This is a genomic window from Paenibacillus barcinonensis, assembly GCF_003217495.1.
GTDB classification, from domain to species: Bacteria; Bacillota; Bacilli; order Paenibacillales; family Paenibacillaceae; genus Paenibacillus; species Paenibacillus barcinonensis.
Map to the genome: position 1 here is coordinate 86,529 of NZ_QJSW01000007.1, position 16,071 is coordinate 102,599.

12 protein-coding genes are annotated in these 16,071 nt (G+C 46.5%); 8 read left to right on the plus strand and 4 right to left on the minus strand.

The features are described from left to right. Positions 1–196: 196 nt before the first annotated feature. From DFQ00_RS13205 to DFQ00_RS13215, 3 genes are all read right to left on the minus strand, one after another. Entirely contained in the window at positions 197–2,221 is a 2,025-nt protein-coding gene (locus tag DFQ00_RS13205) for a right-handed parallel beta-helix repeat-containing protein (protein WP_110896952.1), read from the minus strand. 223 nt (positions 2,222–2,444) lie between these two features. Beyond that, the gene (locus tag DFQ00_RS13210) at positions 2,445–2,897 is read right to left on the minus strand and encodes a HEAT repeat domain-containing protein (RefSeq protein ID WP_110896953.1); all 453 of its coding nucleotides are present in this window, start codon (positions 2,895–2,897) and stop codon (positions 2,445–2,447) included. A gap of 155 nt (positions 2,898–3,052) precedes the next feature. Then, positions 3,053–4,027 carry a YndJ family transporter gene (locus DFQ00_RS13215; protein ID WP_110896954.1) on the minus strand — a complete coding sequence of 325 codons (975 nt, stop codon included), beginning with the start codon at positions 4,025–4,027 and terminating at the stop codon, positions 3,053–3,055. A gap of 253 nt (positions 4,028–4,280) precedes the next feature. Between DFQ00_RS13215 and DFQ00_RS13220 the strand changes: the two genes are divergently transcribed. From DFQ00_RS13220 to DFQ00_RS13230, 3 genes are all read left to right on the plus strand, one after another. Next, positions 4,281–6,020, plus strand: a complete 1,740-nt coding sequence (locus DFQ00_RS13220; RefSeq protein WP_110896955.1) for an ABC-F family ATP-binding cassette domain-containing protein — start codon at positions 4,281–4,283, stop codon at positions 6,018–6,020. Positions 6,021–6,311: 291 nt separating this feature from the next. Next, positions 6,312–7,397, plus strand: a complete 1,086-nt coding sequence (locus tag DFQ00_RS13225; RefSeq protein ID WP_110896956.1) for a 5-methyltetrahydropteroyltriglutamate--homocysteine S-methyltransferase — start codon at positions 6,312–6,314, stop codon at positions 7,395–7,397. Positions 7,398–7,550: 153 nt separating this feature from the next. Further along, complete coding sequence (locus tag DFQ00_RS13230) at positions 7,551–9,041, plus strand: aldehyde dehydrogenase family protein (protein WP_110896957.1); 1,491 nt, start codon at positions 7,551–7,553, stop codon at positions 9,039–9,041. A gap of 242 nt (positions 9,042–9,283) precedes the next feature. Here DFQ00_RS13230 and DFQ00_RS13235 read toward each other — a convergent pair whose 3' ends face one another. Next, positions 9,284–10,045 carry an AraC family transcriptional regulator gene (locus DFQ00_RS13235; protein ID WP_110896958.1) on the minus strand — a complete coding sequence of 254 codons (762 nt, stop codon included), beginning with the start codon at positions 10,043–10,045 and terminating at the stop codon, positions 9,284–9,286. Positions 10,046–10,349: 304 nt separating this feature from the next. On the opposite strand from DFQ00_RS13235, the gene DFQ00_RS13240 reads away from it, so the two are divergent. The 5 genes from DFQ00_RS13240 to DFQ00_RS13260 all read left to right on the plus strand — a co-directional run bounded on the left by DFQ00_RS13240 (position 10,350) and on the right by DFQ00_RS13260 (position 16,071). Then, on the plus strand, positions 10,350–11,435 hold the full coding sequence (locus DFQ00_RS13240) for a BMP family ABC transporter substrate-binding protein (protein WP_244213829.1): 1,086 nt from the start codon (positions 10,350–10,352) through the stop codon (positions 11,433–11,435). A 132-nt stretch (positions 11,436–11,567) separates the two neighbouring features. Continuing rightward, positions 11,568–13,124: an ABC transporter ATP-binding protein gene (locus DFQ00_RS13245; protein WP_110896960.1), complete on the plus strand. Its 1,557-nt coding sequence runs from the start codon at positions 11,568–11,570 to the stop codon at positions 13,122–13,124. Next, complete coding sequence (locus tag DFQ00_RS13250; RefSeq protein ID WP_110896961.1) at positions 13,121–14,170, plus strand: ABC transporter permease; 1,050 nt, start codon at positions 13,121–13,123, stop codon at positions 14,168–14,170. The genes DFQ00_RS13245 and DFQ00_RS13250 overlap by 4 nt, the downstream gene beginning before the upstream one ends. Then, the gene (locus tag DFQ00_RS13255) at positions 14,163–15,098 is read left to right on the plus strand and encodes an ABC transporter permease (protein ID WP_110896962.1); all 936 of its coding nucleotides are present in this window, start codon (positions 14,163–14,165) and stop codon (positions 15,096–15,098) included. The genes DFQ00_RS13250 and DFQ00_RS13255 overlap by 8 nt, the downstream gene beginning before the upstream one ends. Before the next feature lie 10 nt (positions 15,099–15,108). Next, entirely contained in the window at positions 15,109–16,071 is a 963-nt protein-coding gene (locus DFQ00_RS13260) for a nucleoside hydrolase (RefSeq protein ID WP_110896963.1), read from the plus strand.

Consider the following 16,071-nt stretch of genomic DNA (forward strand, 5'->3'; position numbering starts at 1 on the left):
TTGGCTGTGTAAAATGGCTGAAATTTCGCGTGCAGGTTACTACAAATGGAAGAAAGGTGCTGTCCTCAGAGAGAAACGAGCAGATCGGTTCACCAACCAAAGCCTCTATCCCGATTATCGGAATAGAGGCTTTACCCACAAAAAAGACCCCGTCACCTGAAATGACTGGGCCCTCATTATAAACTAAAATAATAATCTAAATCTCAAACTCAACACGACCACTTTCGGTTAACTCAAAAGGACCTGGTGTAACATCTGCATCGGGTCTCTTTGTGCCGAAAAAGTCGGAGTCAAGGCGATAGGGAGTGCTGTCGGGTTCCTCATACTTCATATCGGCGTGATACGACTTTCCGAGCAGGTCCGTGGTGACCCTCATGGCAGCGGTGCCCCGAAGCAACTCGGGCTCATGGAGCTGAATGTGCACCTTACCCAGCTCAGGATTAATCTCAACGTTTATGCCCTTCTGTGAATGTATCTTCGCATCGGATTCGTGAGTGCTTGGAAGCGCATGGTTGAGATATACATTGCCACCCATTGCTACCGGAAGAACGGCATTGCCTATGAAGAAATCCTTCGCGGCATCGCCAAGCTCAAGAAGCTCCTCTTTGGTGTATTCCCACCACTTCTTATCTTTCACATTCGGGTGTTCGTCGTAGCCGCCAAGTCCGACAGCATGCAAATAGCAAATGGAATTGTCCGGCACACCATCCATGACCGTCTTCCCGTCCTCTCCAACGGCATCCCTTGGTTTAAGGGGAAGATGCTCAAAGAAGGTGATGGGCACAGGCGGCTTATTCGCGTCGTTATCACCCAAAAAGATATTGTTATAATATCTGTCGTCGCCTCCAGTGATGTTGGAGTATCCGGCCATGGCTGTCTCGTGCGGGAAGTGGTATGGCGTAATTCGCGTAATCTCGGAACGAACGACGAATCGGCCTGCAAACAAATTATGGGCAAACGCCCCGCCCTGGGCCATATTTCTGAAATTCATCGGAGAGAGAAATAGATTATGATCAACCATATACGGGCCGTGGCAAACCTCAACGAAGAGGTCTTCCGAAAGGTTGTCAAAAAATACATTACGGCTGATGCGGGTACCCTGTGCCTGCCAGTCAAGCCAAAGCGCACGATAACAGCTATACACTATATTTTCGTTAATTTGAGTATCTAGTGCAGCATGCAGTTTAATTCCCGCCACTTCGGCACCGTGTCTGAGCCGTTTGTGGTGAATATTATAAATCCGGTTCTGAACAATGTGGCTGAAGGCTGCTCCCATATGACCCACAATACCTGCCTGCTCACAATCATGAATCACATTACCTCGAACGATGTGACTGCCGACGTTATCCTTATGCCAGCCGGAGCGTAATGCGCGTAAAATAACCTCCTGCTCCCGTTGAGTCCCGCCTTTACTATGCTTCTCCAACGATCTGCCATGACCTGTACCGATTGCGGTGCCCAGGCTAATACCAACGCATTTGGATTCACTGATGATATTGTTTTCAATAATCCAGCCCTTGCTCCAGTGGGGTCCGATCAAACCCTCCTGGTAGTCCGTAGGCGGTGCCCATTGAGGAGAAGCCTGACGGAGTGTGAAGCCACTTACGGTTATATAATGGAGTCCCGGTTTCTCAGGCCAGAAGCAATACGGACGGACATTAATTTCTACATCTTCCGTACGAGGGTCTTTTCCACCAAAGTTGGCCCAGATTTTTGTTGTCGTAGAACCAACCTCGGCATACCATGTTAACAATGAATCCTTGGGATATTTGGCTTCGGGCCAAACCTTAGGATTGTGAACGCTTTCAATACTATCACATTCATACAATGACCTGCCGTCCAAATAGACATCGCCAAGATGAATCGGGAAGGGCCCGTCAAACAACCAGTCTCCACTGAGTTCCACTTCAAAGGGATTACGAACGGAAAAGATGGAATTAAGCACTTCTGTGCTCCAAACGTTGTCTCCTTCAGACCTCCAGTTGGTAATGCGTTCAGCTCCTGTGATGACGACTTCTCCGTCTCCTGCGGAGCGATATACAATTCGATGCTCTGCTGTTCCCCCATTAGCCGGGTTAACCCATTCCCTGTATACTCCGGCATGAACAATAACCGTATCACCAGCCATGGCATGAGCCGCAGCGCGTGATATAGTACGAAGAGGTTGATCCGCTGTTCCTTTTCCCCGATCATTCCCATGTACGGATACATGATATTCCATAACAACTCTCCTTCTATTTTAAAATTATTATTGTATTCCGTTATTATACTAGAAAATAAATGTAATGGGAGAGATAGGAAGATGGATGTTTTATGAACAGGTGCTCGGGTGACATTTATCTGATGCAGATGACTCTGAAGAAATAAAGAAGCCACTCCAATGTTTGGAGTGGCTGTTTAGTTGGCTATTATTTTGCACTCGGCTATTACAAGGTGAACGGCGGTTATCTTCTGCCTAGTGTCTCCCAAATTCCATGGAGCCAGGAGTCGAACTCAGCATCTTTGTCGCCCTCGTAAGTATCATAGATATCCAGACGTGTCTTTTGCAGTTTTTCCTTAAATTGCTCAAATGTGTGACCTTCAGGCAGGCTTTTTTTAATGCGCAGCAAAATTTTGTTAAGACCTTTAAACAGATCGCCTTTGTTTTTGGCAGGCATGGGTACATCTTCATCCAACTGCTTGAGCTTGAGATATGCGGCTTCACGCACTTGAAACACTTGATCATTTTTCAAAACAAAATGTAGTAACTGTATGGTAGGGACGGTATCCCAGTTTCCCAATTCGTTCACCGCATTCAGTCTGTCTCTCCAGCTTGCTGTTCGATTAGCCGCTCGTTTGAGCTCTTCAAAGTTTTCCGGTAGTTCGTTAACTGCTCCAATATCATGCTTGTTCGTCAAAGTTCTATCTCCTTAATCATCGCCATCTCGGCAGAATGATGAATGTTAATCAGGTAAACATCATTATAACACGAACCTGGCTTAACTACTTCATTAAAGCCGATGGGTTATTTTAAAATCACATTCACCAAATTTTCCAAGATGTATCAACCAACCTATTCGCCTTGAAAATTGTTTTTTTTCTGAATAGAGTCTAACATGTACACCCATCCAATGAGTCCACATAAGACAAAACCAAATGCGTGTAGTGCTCCGTATATGGGAATGAAATCAAGTATGGTTAAGGCAAATATATTTTTCAGTAGCGGATACAAAATAGAAAGCACAATAACCGTGTAAAAGGCCATGCAGGAAAGGCCTAAAAAGAAGGTTGCCTTAGGGTGTAATACGTTTTTTCTCAAATAAGAAAGCAGATACGTGGTGTAAACGACAATATTGCAGGCGAACAAAGCGACACCCACGTACTCGATTGGTTTGGAGAAAATCATACCAAAGGCAATCAATAGGGGGCCGATAATATCCATGGCAACGATCCAAGGATACCAGCTTTTTTTCGTCATGATTCGTCCCAGTGCACCAATAAAAATCGGAACGATTGCAGATGAAAAATGAAAGTGGACCGAGCTTAACGCGTGTGTTGCAACACTAGCTTCGAAGAGGTCAAGTTGGTATTGATATAAGGTAAACCAGATGCCTCCGATAAAAAAATAAACGAGTCCCGCGCCAATCGCTATTTCTGCTGCTTTTCCTTGACCAATCACAATAATGCTTATGCCATAGATGCCAAGTAGTAATGTGAACACCAGCCAGCCAAGGGAGAGCATGCCTGGTATTGACGTGCCTTCGTATCCCCACATCTTATTACTCATAACGGAAAATAGGGTAAGTAGCGCAGCAGGATATTGAAGCCATTGCATAAGGGCATAAACCATTCGTTGTTGTTTATTCTTTTCATCATATCTCAAAAGCAAGATGACAAGAGGTACAATGACGAATACAGCAAACAGTATAAATTTTTCAACCAGCTTGAATTGGAAATAATCCAAGTAAAATATAAAAATAGTCAGGATTGCACCGGGAATCACAGGCATTAATAATGTACTCATTCGTTGCTTCAGAAAACGACTCATGGCGGTCCTTTCTTCATATGTATGGAGTATATTTTGCCTACATTTGCCTGTATAGCGTTGTTTAGGGTGGATAGGCAATTCTCGTTTTAGTTTAACACATTTATCTGCAGTGTATTGCCTGGGGCTTGGATATACAAATCAATTGTACTCGCCCCCAATCAGTGTTACGCTGAGAATCGAAACCTCAAACTTGTATTCTGTAACAATCCCACACCATAATCAAACTAATTTAGATACCAGGAAAGGTAACACCATGATTAAAGTTGAAAATCTATCTTTTTCTTTCCCGCAAAAAGAACTTTATAAAAACATTTCATTTACCCTCGAAGAGGGCCAGCACTGCGCCTTTATCGGCACCAGCGGTAGTGGAAAAAGTACGCTGATCGAAATTCTGATGGACCCGGAAAGGCATTTGTTCGAGGGGACGCTGGAGATTGACCCTGATTATAGAATCGGATATGTGAGTCAGTTCTCGAAGGTAGACCCTACAACAGAAATGACGGTTTTTGAATATATCGGGGAAGAATTTATCAGGCTTCAGGATCAAATCACTGCCATTTATGCGGAAATGGAAACCACATCGGATATGGATTCACTGCTGGAAAGGGTTCAAGAGGCTTTGGATGCGCTGGATGCAATGGGCGGTGATGATTATGAAAGCACCATTCTTAAACAGTTGAACTTGGCCAACCTCATGAAGCTAAAGGATGTTAGTGTATCCTCCCTAAGCGGCGGGGAATTCAAGCTTGTTCAAGTCATGAAGGAAATGCTCAATAGTCCGGAACTGATGATTATGGACGAGCCGGATGTATTTCTAGATTTTGAAAATCTTAATGCTCTTAAAAAATTGATCAATTCCCACAAAGGAATGCTGTTAGTCGTTACGCATAACCGCTATCTTCTGAATCATTGTTTCAACAAAATCATTCACCTCGAAAATATGGAACTCCAGGAGTTCGATGGACGATATATCGAGTACAATTTCTCCTTGCTTCAGACGAAGATAGAGCTGCAAGAAATCGCTGTCGCTGAAGCGGAAGAGATTGAGAGATACGATGGTGTCATTGAAAATCTCAGAGCGATTGCCACGATTAATTCGGAAGCTTCCAGAGGAAGAGCGTTAAAAGCCAGAGTGAAATTCCAAGAACGATTGGAAGCGCGCAGAATTAAAGCACCGTTTGTTGATATCAAACAGCCGAATATTCGATTTGATCTGAATCATAAAGTCGAAGACAGCATCGCTGTAAAGGTAAATAATTATAGCATTTCCTTTGACGAATTACTTTTGCAAGATGTGAGCTTCGAGATCAAATCTACAGATAAAGTGGCCGTGATTGGCCCCAATGGTACCGGGAAAACGACGTTGCTCCGGGATATCTTCAAAAACCATCACGATTCCATCAACATCAATGACAGTGTCAAGGTGGCTTATTTATCGCAGCTTCAAGGCGAAACGCTGAAAGATACAAATACGATCCTCCATGATTTCATTGATGCCGGGTTTGAAACGTATGATGAGATCAGAGCCTATCTTGTGAACTACGGCTTTGAAGGTGAAATTCTGGATCAGAAGATCGAATCACTGTCCGGCGGCGAAAAAAATATACTTCAATTGGCTAAAGCTGCTGCGAGTCAGGCCGACCTGCTGCTTCTGGACGAACCAACAAGCCATCTGGACATCTATACGCAGATCGCACTGGAGAAAGCCATTGAAGAATATCAGGGCGCGATCCTCATGATTTCCCATGATTTCTATTCGGTCGTAAATGGTATGGATTATGTACTTATTATTGAGAACAAGACGATTAGAAAAATGAGTATGCGCAAGTTCAGACAAATGATTTACGCCAGTCATTTCAACAAAGACTATTTGGAAAATGAGCAAAAGAAAAAGGCTGTTGAAATGCAAATCGAGTTGGCGTTGAAGGATACGGATTTTGAACGTGCAAAAGGCTTGGTTGATGAGCTGGAAGGAATTATTAAGCGGCTATAATCATCCATGCTGGCGCTCAGCAAATGAACCAAGCTCCGTATCCCAATTTTGATTGAATTCCAAATGATTACGTTACGTTTGTTCTCCAGTTCACATGAACTGGTCATTATGTTGAACAGCATTTCGCTCCACCCTATAAATCCACTACCCTATGAGGTTGTGGATTTTTTGCTTGTTGAGGTCTTTCTGTTATTGCTAAAAGCTATGACCAGTCATGCTTTTTTCATATTACGGGTAATCATTTTGATCATGCTATACTCAGGAAACTAAAAGTTAGAAGGAGATTTTTCTATGATACCATTTCGTAACGATCATGTTGGAAGCTTCCTACGTCCTGCGAACTTGAGTCAGGCACGTGAACAATATAAAGCTGGCACGATTACATATGAGGAACTAAGAGATGTCGAGGATCAAGAGATTATCCGATTGATTGAGAAACAAAAAGAAAATGGCGTACTCGCTATTACGGATGGTGAGTTCCGCAGAAGCTGGTGGCACTTTGATTTCCTGGGTGGTTTGGATGGCGTAGAGCTGTTTGAGGAAATTGACGGGCCTCAGTTCCATAACATGAAGACTCGCAAGGGTGGAATCCGGGTTGTGGGAAAAGTTGATTTCTCTACGCACCCCTTTGTGGAGCATTTTGAATTTTTGAAAAAGCATGCAGGTGAAGCCGTAGCGAAACAGACCATTCCAAGCCCGAATATGCTTATTTATAGATTGGAAAAAGGTGCGAATAGCTACAAGGATCGGGAGCAATTCCTTCAGGATACGATTGCAGCATATCAAAAAGCCATTCAAGCCTTCTATAACGCGGGATGTCGATACCTCCAATTAGATGATACAGCTTGGGCAGACCTGTTCTCAGAGGCTGGTCACGATAAGCTGCGCGCCAAAGGTTTGGAACCGGCGGAAGAGCTGAAAACGATGCAGCGCATGATTAATGAAACCTTGTCCCATAAACCGGCAGATTTGGTTGTGACGATGCATATTTGTCGTGGTAACTATAAATCCAACTATTTCTCAACGGGTGGTTACGATTACGCTTCTGAGGTTATTTTTGGAGGCTTAAACGTGGATGGCTTATTTTTAGAATTTGACGATGAGCGTTCAGGTGGTTTTGAGCCATTAAAATATGTAAATCGGACAGATTTGAAAATCGTGCTTGGTTTAATCACATCAAAAACCGGCGAGCTAGAAAATAAAGAGCAAATCAAGGCCCGGATTGCGGAAGCGGCAACCTATGTTCCTCTTGATCAGCTTTGCTTGAGCCCACAATGCGGCTTTTCTTCTACCGAAGAAGGCAATATTCTAACCGAAGAACAACAATGGCGTAAACTTCGGTATGTTAAGGAAATTGCAGAGCAAGTATGGAGTTAATGAGTTCTCATAAGCTGAATTCATTTACACATTAACGGAGACGACAGAAAAAACCTGAAAAAGCGGAGTTAAAAGCTTTCTGAGAGAAAGCTACATCGGAGTGGCTTGTGTAAAATCATTGGTTCATCTTATCTAAATAACGGAGGGGATTTCATGACGATTCAAGCAGATCAAGAGACAGTTACAGTTGAAGCCTTTATTAACGGTCAACATATACAATCCCTTTCGCAGTTAGCAAAAGAAAATCCAGCAAACCCATCTGAAATCGTAGGCTATTTTCCTGTCACTACAAAAGAACAAGCAGCCACCGCTATTGAAGCGGCGGCAGGGGCTTTTAAAACATGGAAGCAGACCTCCATTGATGAACGCATTATTCGGATGCGCAAGGCGATAGAGAAAATTAAAGCAGCGGAGAATGACATTGTGCATTTGCTGTCTAGAGAGCACGGTAAGCCTCTGTATGATGCACACGGTGAGATTTTTGTCTCGCTAATGTGGATGGAGTTTGCTTGTAATGAGGCCAAATCGGTACTGGCGGATGAGATCCAAGAGCATGATCACGGTAAAACGATTCTTTCGTATGATCCAATCGGTGTGGTGGCAGCGATTAGTCCATGGAATTACCCTATTGCCTTATCTACGATCAAGATCGCTCCTGCCATACTTGCGGGCAACACGATTGTGCTTAAACCAAGTCCATATGCACCACTGGCGGCGGCGAAGGTGGCCGAGATCATTGCGAGTGAGTTCCCGGCTGGTGTAATCAATGTCGTTTATGGTGATGCCGATGTGGGTGTTGAACTGACAAGTCATCCTCTTGTTACGAAAATCGCCTTTACAGGTGGAACCGCAACAGCGAAGCATATTATCAAAGCGGCGGCGGAAACGATTAAGGATATGACGCTGGAGCTTGGTGGTAATGATGCGGCTATCTTCCTGGACAGCTTTGATGTTCATGATGAGCGAGCTATGCGCCGGATTGTCATTTCTAATTTCTTGACAGCAGGTCAGATCTGTATGATTGCCAAACGCGTATATGTGCACCGTTCGATTTATGATGAATTTGTGGAAAAGTATATAGAGGCGGCCAATCGCTGGATTCGAATTGGTGATCCATTTGATGCAAATACGACGGTTGGTCCTGTTAATAACCTGAAACAGAGAGAGTATGTGCAGAGTTTGGTTGAAGGTGCGCAAAAGCGCGGGGCCAAGGTCATCCCTCTCGGTCACATCCTTGACCGGAAGCTGTTTGAACAAGGTTACTACTTGCAACCTACACTGGTTTTAGATTGTGATTATCTTGATCCGATTGTCGTGGAGGAACAGTTTGGTCCTACGGTTCCGATTCTGCCATTTGACGATGAGGAGCAGGTCATTAAGCTACACAATGAAAGCATATATGGATTGACCAGTTCTGTGTGGGGAAAAGAAGAGGATGCTATCTCATTGGCACGTCAACTCGAAGCTGGAACAACGATGATTAATACCGCTGCTGTGCAGGGGCTTGATGTTCGGTTCCCATTCGGTGGTTTCAAGCAATCGGGTATTGGCCGTGAATACGGCGCGGAGGGTATCCGTACGTATACGGAAAAGCATGTGATCAACGTTCCGAAGACACTCGATCTTCCGTATATACCAGAGTAAATTATAATGTTGTAGCACACAACTAACGACATCGTACAGGGAATTGAACATGCTGTAAATCTACATTTGCGCTTTGTTACTGATCTTTGCGGAGAAAAAACGAGGATCTACGCCAAAAGAGCAAGAGCACCAACGGTACTACAGTTCAATAAGAGAAGTCAAAGCTCATCATATCGTCTAAAATAAAGAAAAGCCGAATGTTCCCTTGGGGCATTCGGCTTTTTGCTGCCTTCCGGTGGCGCTTAATTGCTTTTAAGCTGTAAGCTTTTGCGATAAGAGCGCGGCGTTATGCCGGTTTCTCGTTTGAACATGTTGCAGAACTGGGCATCATTCACAAAGCCAGACTCGGCGGAGACGTCTGAGATCGACATCTGTGTGCTGGCTAACAGGTGCTTGGAGTAATCCAGGCGTTTGATGAGCATATAGCGAGAAGGGGAGGCCCCGTATTTCTCCTTGAACAGGTGCCGGAAGCGATCATAGCTGTAGCCCGACATGTCTGCCAGCATTTCAATGGAGAGCCGCTGTGTGAAATGCTCGTTCATATAAGAGAGCACATGCTGGAGCCGGTCCCCGGAGAACAGCGGATACATACTGTTACCGCCCCGATGCAGCAGGTGCAGCAGCATATGATGCAGACGGTCGTTCAGGTAATCCTGTGTTCCCTCACCACGTCTTGTATATTCGGTGTTCAGCTGCAGCATGTAGTTGTGGATGCTGTGCTCCCGGTCATCCTGATGCATGCCCTGAAGCTCTCCAATCTCGGACAGATCGGTCTGAAATCCAACAAAAAGCACCTCCGCATCCCCGCGGTGATCCTCATCATGCTGCTGATGGGGAGAGATGAGCGCATACGTACCAGCCTGAAAATGGTAGCTGTGCTCTCCAATCATGGACGTTCCATTTCCCTTAAAATAGTAGATTAGCTCATAACATTCATGGTGATGAGGGATGATATGCGTGAACCTGGCATGTTCGGCTCTGACAACATATAGAACTTGATCCATTATTGCGTTCCCCCTAATTTCGACATTTAGCCGAATCATACAAAAAAGTGACCGAAATCAGATAAATATCAATGCTGAATTTTGTTATGATCATACTCATAAACGAATGTTAAATGAAATTAATTGTTTATACGTTCGGTTATTGAAGTAAAGAAAACGCATTACAGTTCAAAATCAGGTTGTGAATTTCCCAATTTATTAAAGCTAGGCTGTTTGCTCTACAGATTATCAATGATTTTAACAACAAACAGGGGTGTGAGTAAAGAAGATGAAAAAGAATGCATTCGTAATTTGTATGGTCGCCATGTTACTGCTTCTGTCTGCATGTGGTGGTACAAAAGGAACAACAGGAGAAGCGAGTACAGCTGGCTCTGGCGGCGAACAGACCGATCAACTGAAGGTTGTGCTGTTGATTCCAGGTACCTTGGGCGATAAATCTTTCTTTGACGCTGCCAATCATGGACTGGAGATGGTCAAGTCGGAGCTTGGTGCCCAGACCAAGGTCATTGAGATGGGTACTGACAAAACGAAGTGGGAGCCAACGTTTAACGATATTGCTGCCGAGGACTGGAACATTGTTATATCTGGCGGCTCGGAGATTACAGAGATGTTCAATGCGACTGCTGAGCAGTACCCTGACAAGACGTTCATCAACTATGATACCGATATCGAGGAAGCTCCAGCCAATGTGTATAATATGTCCTATTCTACCAACGAAGTATCCTTCCTGGCAGGTGCTGTTGCCGCACTTGCTACCCAATCGGACATGCCTAATGCAAATAAGGACAACGTCATCGGTTTTCTGGGGGGCATGGACATTCCGGGCATCAATGCTTTCCTCGTAGGCTACATTGAAGGTGCGAAATACGTAGATCCTGACATCAAGGTTGCGGTGTCCTATGCGGGCGATTTCGTCAATCCGGCCAAAGGTAAGGAGCTTTCACTTATTCAATACAACTCTGGAGTCGACGTGATCTTCAACGTAGCAGGTGGTACTGGACTGGGTATCTTTGATGCCGCGAAGGAAAAATCCAGATACGCTATCGGTGTAGACTCTGACCAGGCTGCCTTGTTGAAAGATACAGACCCCGACAAAGCCAACCTGATCATTACTTCTGCGATCAAAAAGATTGATACAGCCATTCTCGAAGCAGTAACCAAGGCTAAGGATGGCAAGCTGGAGACAGGAAAACGTCAGGTGATGGGCTTTGTCGAGAACGGCGTAGGCATTGCAGAGAATGACATCTATAAGAGTGTATTCCCTGCGGATCTGCAGGCTAAAGTTGAAGAGATCAAGAAGAAGCTTGAAAACAAAGAAATTAACGTATCCAATGCAATGGGCATGGAGACGTCCGAGATTGAAGCGATTCGTAATAGTGTGAAGCCATAAGCCTTCCATTTTCATAAATGAGAGATATTTGACATTAATGCTGTACAGCCGGGAGATGTAGTGATGCAAATTGCTGCATTCTCTGCTGTACATTTTTTGTGCAAACTGCCAGTAGAGAGGAGCTGTCTATCCATGTCCGGCGCGCTGTTGGAAATGCGTAATATTACGAAGGTATACCCCAATGGGGTGGTCGCTAACCAAAATGTACAGTTCTCCTTGCAGGAGGGAGAGATTCATGCCATCGCGGGAGAGAACGGTGCGGGCAAATCTACGCTGATGAAGATGATGTTTGGCATGGAGGAGCCGAGTGAGGGCGAAATTTTGTTAAAAGGAAAACAGATCAAGCTGGGCAATCCGCAAGAAGCGATTGCGCTCGGAATTGGCATGGTGCATCAGCACTTTATGCTTGTTCCCTCCTTCACCGTTGCCGAGAATATGGTGCTTGGCATGGAGCCAAGACGTGGAGTCGGCATTCATTACGCGGAAGCGGTTCGCCTGACGGAGGAAACGGCCCGAAAGTATAATCTGAGCGTGAATCCCCGTGCCAAGGTAGAGGATTTAAGCGTTGGCATGAAGCAGAAGGTCGAGATTCTGAAGGCGCTATTACGCGGTGCAGAAATACTCATTCTGGATGAGCCTACGGCTGTGCTGACTCCACAGGAGACGGAGGAGCTGTTCCGGGAGCTGAAGCTGCTCAAGCAGAAGGGTCATACGATTGTTTTTATCTCGCACAAGCTGAAGGAAGTGAAGGAACTCTGCGATCGCATTACCATTTTGCGGGGCGGACGCACAGAAGGTGTATTCAACATTGCAGATGTGTCGGAGCAGGAAATCTCAAGACGGATGGTTGGACGGGATGTTGTGCTCAAGTATGACAAAACGCAGAACAAGTATGGAGAGCCTGTCCTGTCGGTACAACAGCTGAGTGCAGTCGATGCGGAAGGCAAGCCCCTGCTGTCGAATATCAGCTTCAACGTTCGTGCAGGTGAAATCGTCGGCATTGCAGGTGTAGAGGGCAACGGGCAAAGTCAACTTGTGGAGGCACTGACCGGCGGTCTGACCAGTCGTTTGGCGGGCGGTAAGGTCGAGGTACAGGGCAGAACTATTCAGAATCTAGGGATTCGTGAGATCCGTGGTCTTGGTGTTTCTTATATTCCTGAGGATCGGATGCGACAGGGGGCGGCTGGTGAGGCAAGTATTGCGGACAATCTGATCTCCACCCAGTATAGATCCAAGTCGCTGAATAGAGGGCCGCTACTGCGGATGTCATCCATTCAGAAGCTGGCGAGTTCCCTGATCGAGGAATTCAAGGTTCGGTGCTCCGGCCCGTCACAGCCCATCGGCATGTTATCTGGCGGCAATATGCAGAAGGTGGTCGTTGCGCGTGAATGCTCTACCGGGCCGTTACTGCTCATTGCAGAGCAACCTACGCGCGGAGTAGATATTGGAGCGGCGCAGTTTATACATCAGAAGCTGCTGGAGCTGCGGGATGCAGGCTGTGCAATCGTGCTGGTCTCCGCAGACTTGAATGAGATTCTGGAGATGAGTGACACACTGCTCGTGCTGTACGAAGGCGAGATTGCGGCACGGCTGGACTCACCTTCCAGTGTTAGCGAAGAGGAGCTGGGCCTTTACATGCTTGGTATTCGTCGTCAGCAGGAGCAGTATGAGGAGGAGGCATCCCCATGATGCGATTAAAGTATTTTGAAGTATACCGTACGGCAGCCGTTATTCTCATATCGCTGGCCATTGCATTTATTATTATTTCGCTCGTCAGCAGCCAGCCTGTGGAGACGATTCGTATCTTCCTGTTTGAGCCGCTGTCAACGTTAAGCCGTATGGGCAACGTGGTGGAAATGGCGATACCGCTTATGTTTACAGGATTATCGGTGTCCCTTCTGTTTAAAACCAACATGTTTAATCTGGGTGCTGAAGGAATCTTCTATATTTCTGGTATTGTGGCAGCTGTGCTGGCAATCCATCTAAGCATGAATGGAATCATGCATCCGATCGTGGCCATCGGGGCAGGGTCAATTGTTGGTGCACTTCTCTCCGCGATCCCAGGTTATTTGAAAGCCAAGTGGAATGCCAATGAGCTCGTTACCTCATTGATGTTCAACAGCATCTTTTTTGGCATCGGTTTGTACCTGCTTAATTATCATCTGAGAGACGCCAAGGCGTTCTCCAATGTGTCCTATAAATTTGCCGAGACCGCACAGCTCGCGAAAATACTGCCGGGAACACGTCTGCATACCGGACTCATTATCGTACTGGTATTGATTGTTGCTGCTCATTATTTTATGTATCACACCAAATGGGGATATGAGCTGCGAATGACGGGAGCCAACCGTGATTTTGCAGGTTACTCCGGCATGAAGACAGCAAAGGTTATCATTCTGGTGCATCTGATCGCAGGATTTATCGCCGGTATGGGTGGGTCGGTCGAGGTGCTGGGCATGTATAATCGCTTCCAATGGACCGCACTGCCGGGCTATGGACTGGACGGTGCTCTGGTTGCCATGCTGGCGAAGAACAATCCGTTATCCGTGATCGGAGCAGCGCTCTTCCTGGCCTACATCCGTATCGGGGCTGATCTGATGGCGCGTCTGTCCGATGTGCCGTCAGAGATGATATCAATCATTCAAGCGGTCATCATTTTGTTGATCTCTGCGGAGCAATTCCTGAAATTCTGGAAGAATCGCATGCTCCTGAAGGAGGCCAAGCTCCATGAATAGCCTGCTGAACGTTATTTTAACGACTGACTTTGCATTCTCCGTACTGCGGGTAACGACACCGATCCTGTTCGCAGCATTAGGTGCCCTGATCTCCAATCGGGCAGGCATCATCAACATCGGTATGGAGGGCATTATGCTGGTGTCCGCACTGGCGGGGGTTGTCGTCAGCTCATACACGGCTAGTCCCTGGATCGGATTGCTTGGTGCAGTGTTATCGGGTACGGCGATTGCCGGGATGCTTGCATTTTTCACATTAAAATTCAAAACCCATATTATTCTTGGTGGTGTGGCGATCAATATGTTTGCATCAGGCGGAACGGTATTTCTACTGTACCTGCTAAGTGGTGACAAAGGATCATCTACGTCATTGCCGAGCAAGGTGCTGCCGAGCATAGATATTCCGCTACTGCAGGACATTCGGGTGCTTGGTCCGATCCTGTCAGGACATCATATTTTGACCTATGTATCCATCCTGGCTGTCATTGCTGTGTATTACCTGTTAAAACGTACACCGCTCGGATTGCAGATTCGCTCCGTCGGTGAGAATCCGCACGCAGCACAATCCGTTGGTGTCAGTGTTGTAAAAATCCAGTACTCCGCGCTGCTGCTGAGTGGATTCTTTGCCAGTCTGGGCGGGGCATACATGTCGATGGGATATCTGTCTCTATTCACCAGAGACATGATCGCGGGACGAGGCTGGATTGCAATCGCAGCGGAGTCTATGGGACGCAGTACAACGGTAGGCACAGCCTTGACCTCACTGCTCTTCGGGGGAGCGGAGGCACTGGCCAATGCACTGCAGGTGCTTAAAATTCCCGCGGAGCTTATCGGTACCCTGCCATATGCAGCCACGGTAATCGGTCTGATCGTATATGCGATTGCCGAGACACGCAAAAAACGGCGCAAGCTGGCCCAAAAAACGAACTGAGGAGAGACTTATGACGATACCTATTATTATTGACTGTGATCCGGGTCATGACGACGCTATCGCTATACTGCTGGCGCTTGCTCACCCGGAGCAGCTGGAGATTAAAGGCATTACTACCGTAGGCGGGAATCAGACATTAGAGAAAATTACGAATAATGCGCTCAAAATTCTCAGCTTTGTAGACGCGGATATCCCGGTAGCGAAGGGAGCGAGGGGGCCGTTACTTGGCACATTGGTGACGGGTGAGGAGGCTCATGGGGAATCGGGAATGGATGGTCCTGTGCTGCCGCCAAGCCGTTTTGGTCCCATAGAGACGGGTGCGGTTGAGTTTATTCGCGAGGTTCTGCTCGCATCGGATGAGCCCGTTACCCTTGTGCCGATTGGCCCGCTGACCAATATTGCCACATTGATTCGGGCCTATCCCGAGCTGAAATCCCGTATTGCTGGCATTTCAATGATGGGTGGAGGCATTGCCTACGGGAATGTGACCCGTACTGCGGAGTTTAACATCTATGTGGACCCGGAAGCGGCTCAGATTGTGTTTGAATCGGGCATTCCGATTACGATGAGCGGGCTTGATGTGACCGATAAAGCGGCTATTTTCGATGATGAGATCGAGGCTTTGAAAACACGCGGCCCGGTCTCTGTTTTGGTGGGAGAGCTGCTGGACTTCTATTCTATTTTCGGCAAAAAGATGGGATATCACGGCAATGCGCTGCACGATCCGTGCGCAATTGCCTGGCTGCTGCAGCCGCAGCTGTTCCAGAGCAAAATGCTGGATGTCACGGTTGAGACGCAGGGAACATATACACGCGGGATGACGGTGGGCGACCTGCGGACGAAGACCGATCGACAGCCTAATGTGAACGTGCTTATGGATGTTGACCGTGATGCCTTTATTCGTCTTCTCTTTGATGCGCTCGCGATGCTAGACGCCCGATATATACAACAAGTGTCTCAAGGAGAATCTTAG

What these genes read in the sequence shown, in the direction of transcription:
- DFQ00_RS13240 (WP_244213829.1), top strand. Translation starts at nt 10,350, where the DNA reads ATGTTACTGCTTCTGTCTGCATGTGGTGGTACAAAAGGAACAACAGGA.
- DFQ00_RS13215 (WP_110896954.1), bottom strand. Translation starts at nt 4,027, where the DNA reads ATGAGTCGTTTTCTGAAGCAACGAATGAGTACATTATTAATGCCTGTG.
- DFQ00_RS13255 (WP_110896962.1), top strand. Translation starts at nt 14,163, where the DNA reads ATGAATAGCCTGCTGAACGTTATTTTAACGACTGACTTTGCATTCTCC.
- DFQ00_RS13235 (WP_110896958.1), bottom strand. Translation starts at nt 10,045, where the DNA reads ATGGATCAAGTTCTATATGTTGTCAGAGCCGAACATGCCAGGTTCACG.
- DFQ00_RS13220 (WP_110896955.1), top strand. Translation starts at nt 4,281, where the DNA reads ATGATTAAAGTTGAAAATCTATCTTTTTCTTTCCCGCAAAAAGAACTT.
- DFQ00_RS13225 (WP_110896956.1), top strand. Translation starts at nt 6,312, where the DNA reads ATGATACCATTTCGTAACGATCATGTTGGAAGCTTCCTACGTCCTGCG.
- DFQ00_RS13260 (WP_110896963.1), top strand. Translation starts at nt 15,109, where the DNA reads ATGACGATACCTATTATTATTGACTGTGATCCGGGTCATGACGACGCT.
- DFQ00_RS13250 (WP_110896961.1), top strand. Translation starts at nt 13,121, where the DNA reads ATGATGCGATTAAAGTATTTTGAAGTATACCGTACGGCAGCCGTTATT.
- DFQ00_RS13205 (WP_110896952.1), bottom strand. Translation starts at nt 2,221, where the DNA reads ATGGAATATCATGTATCCGTACATGGGAATGATCGGGGAAAAGGAACA.
- DFQ00_RS13245 (WP_110896960.1), top strand. Translation starts at nt 11,568, where the DNA reads ATGTCCGGCGCGCTGTTGGAAATGCGTAATATTACGAAGGTATACCCC.
- DFQ00_RS13230 (WP_110896957.1), top strand. Translation starts at nt 7,551, where the DNA reads ATGACGATTCAAGCAGATCAAGAGACAGTTACAGTTGAAGCCTTTATT.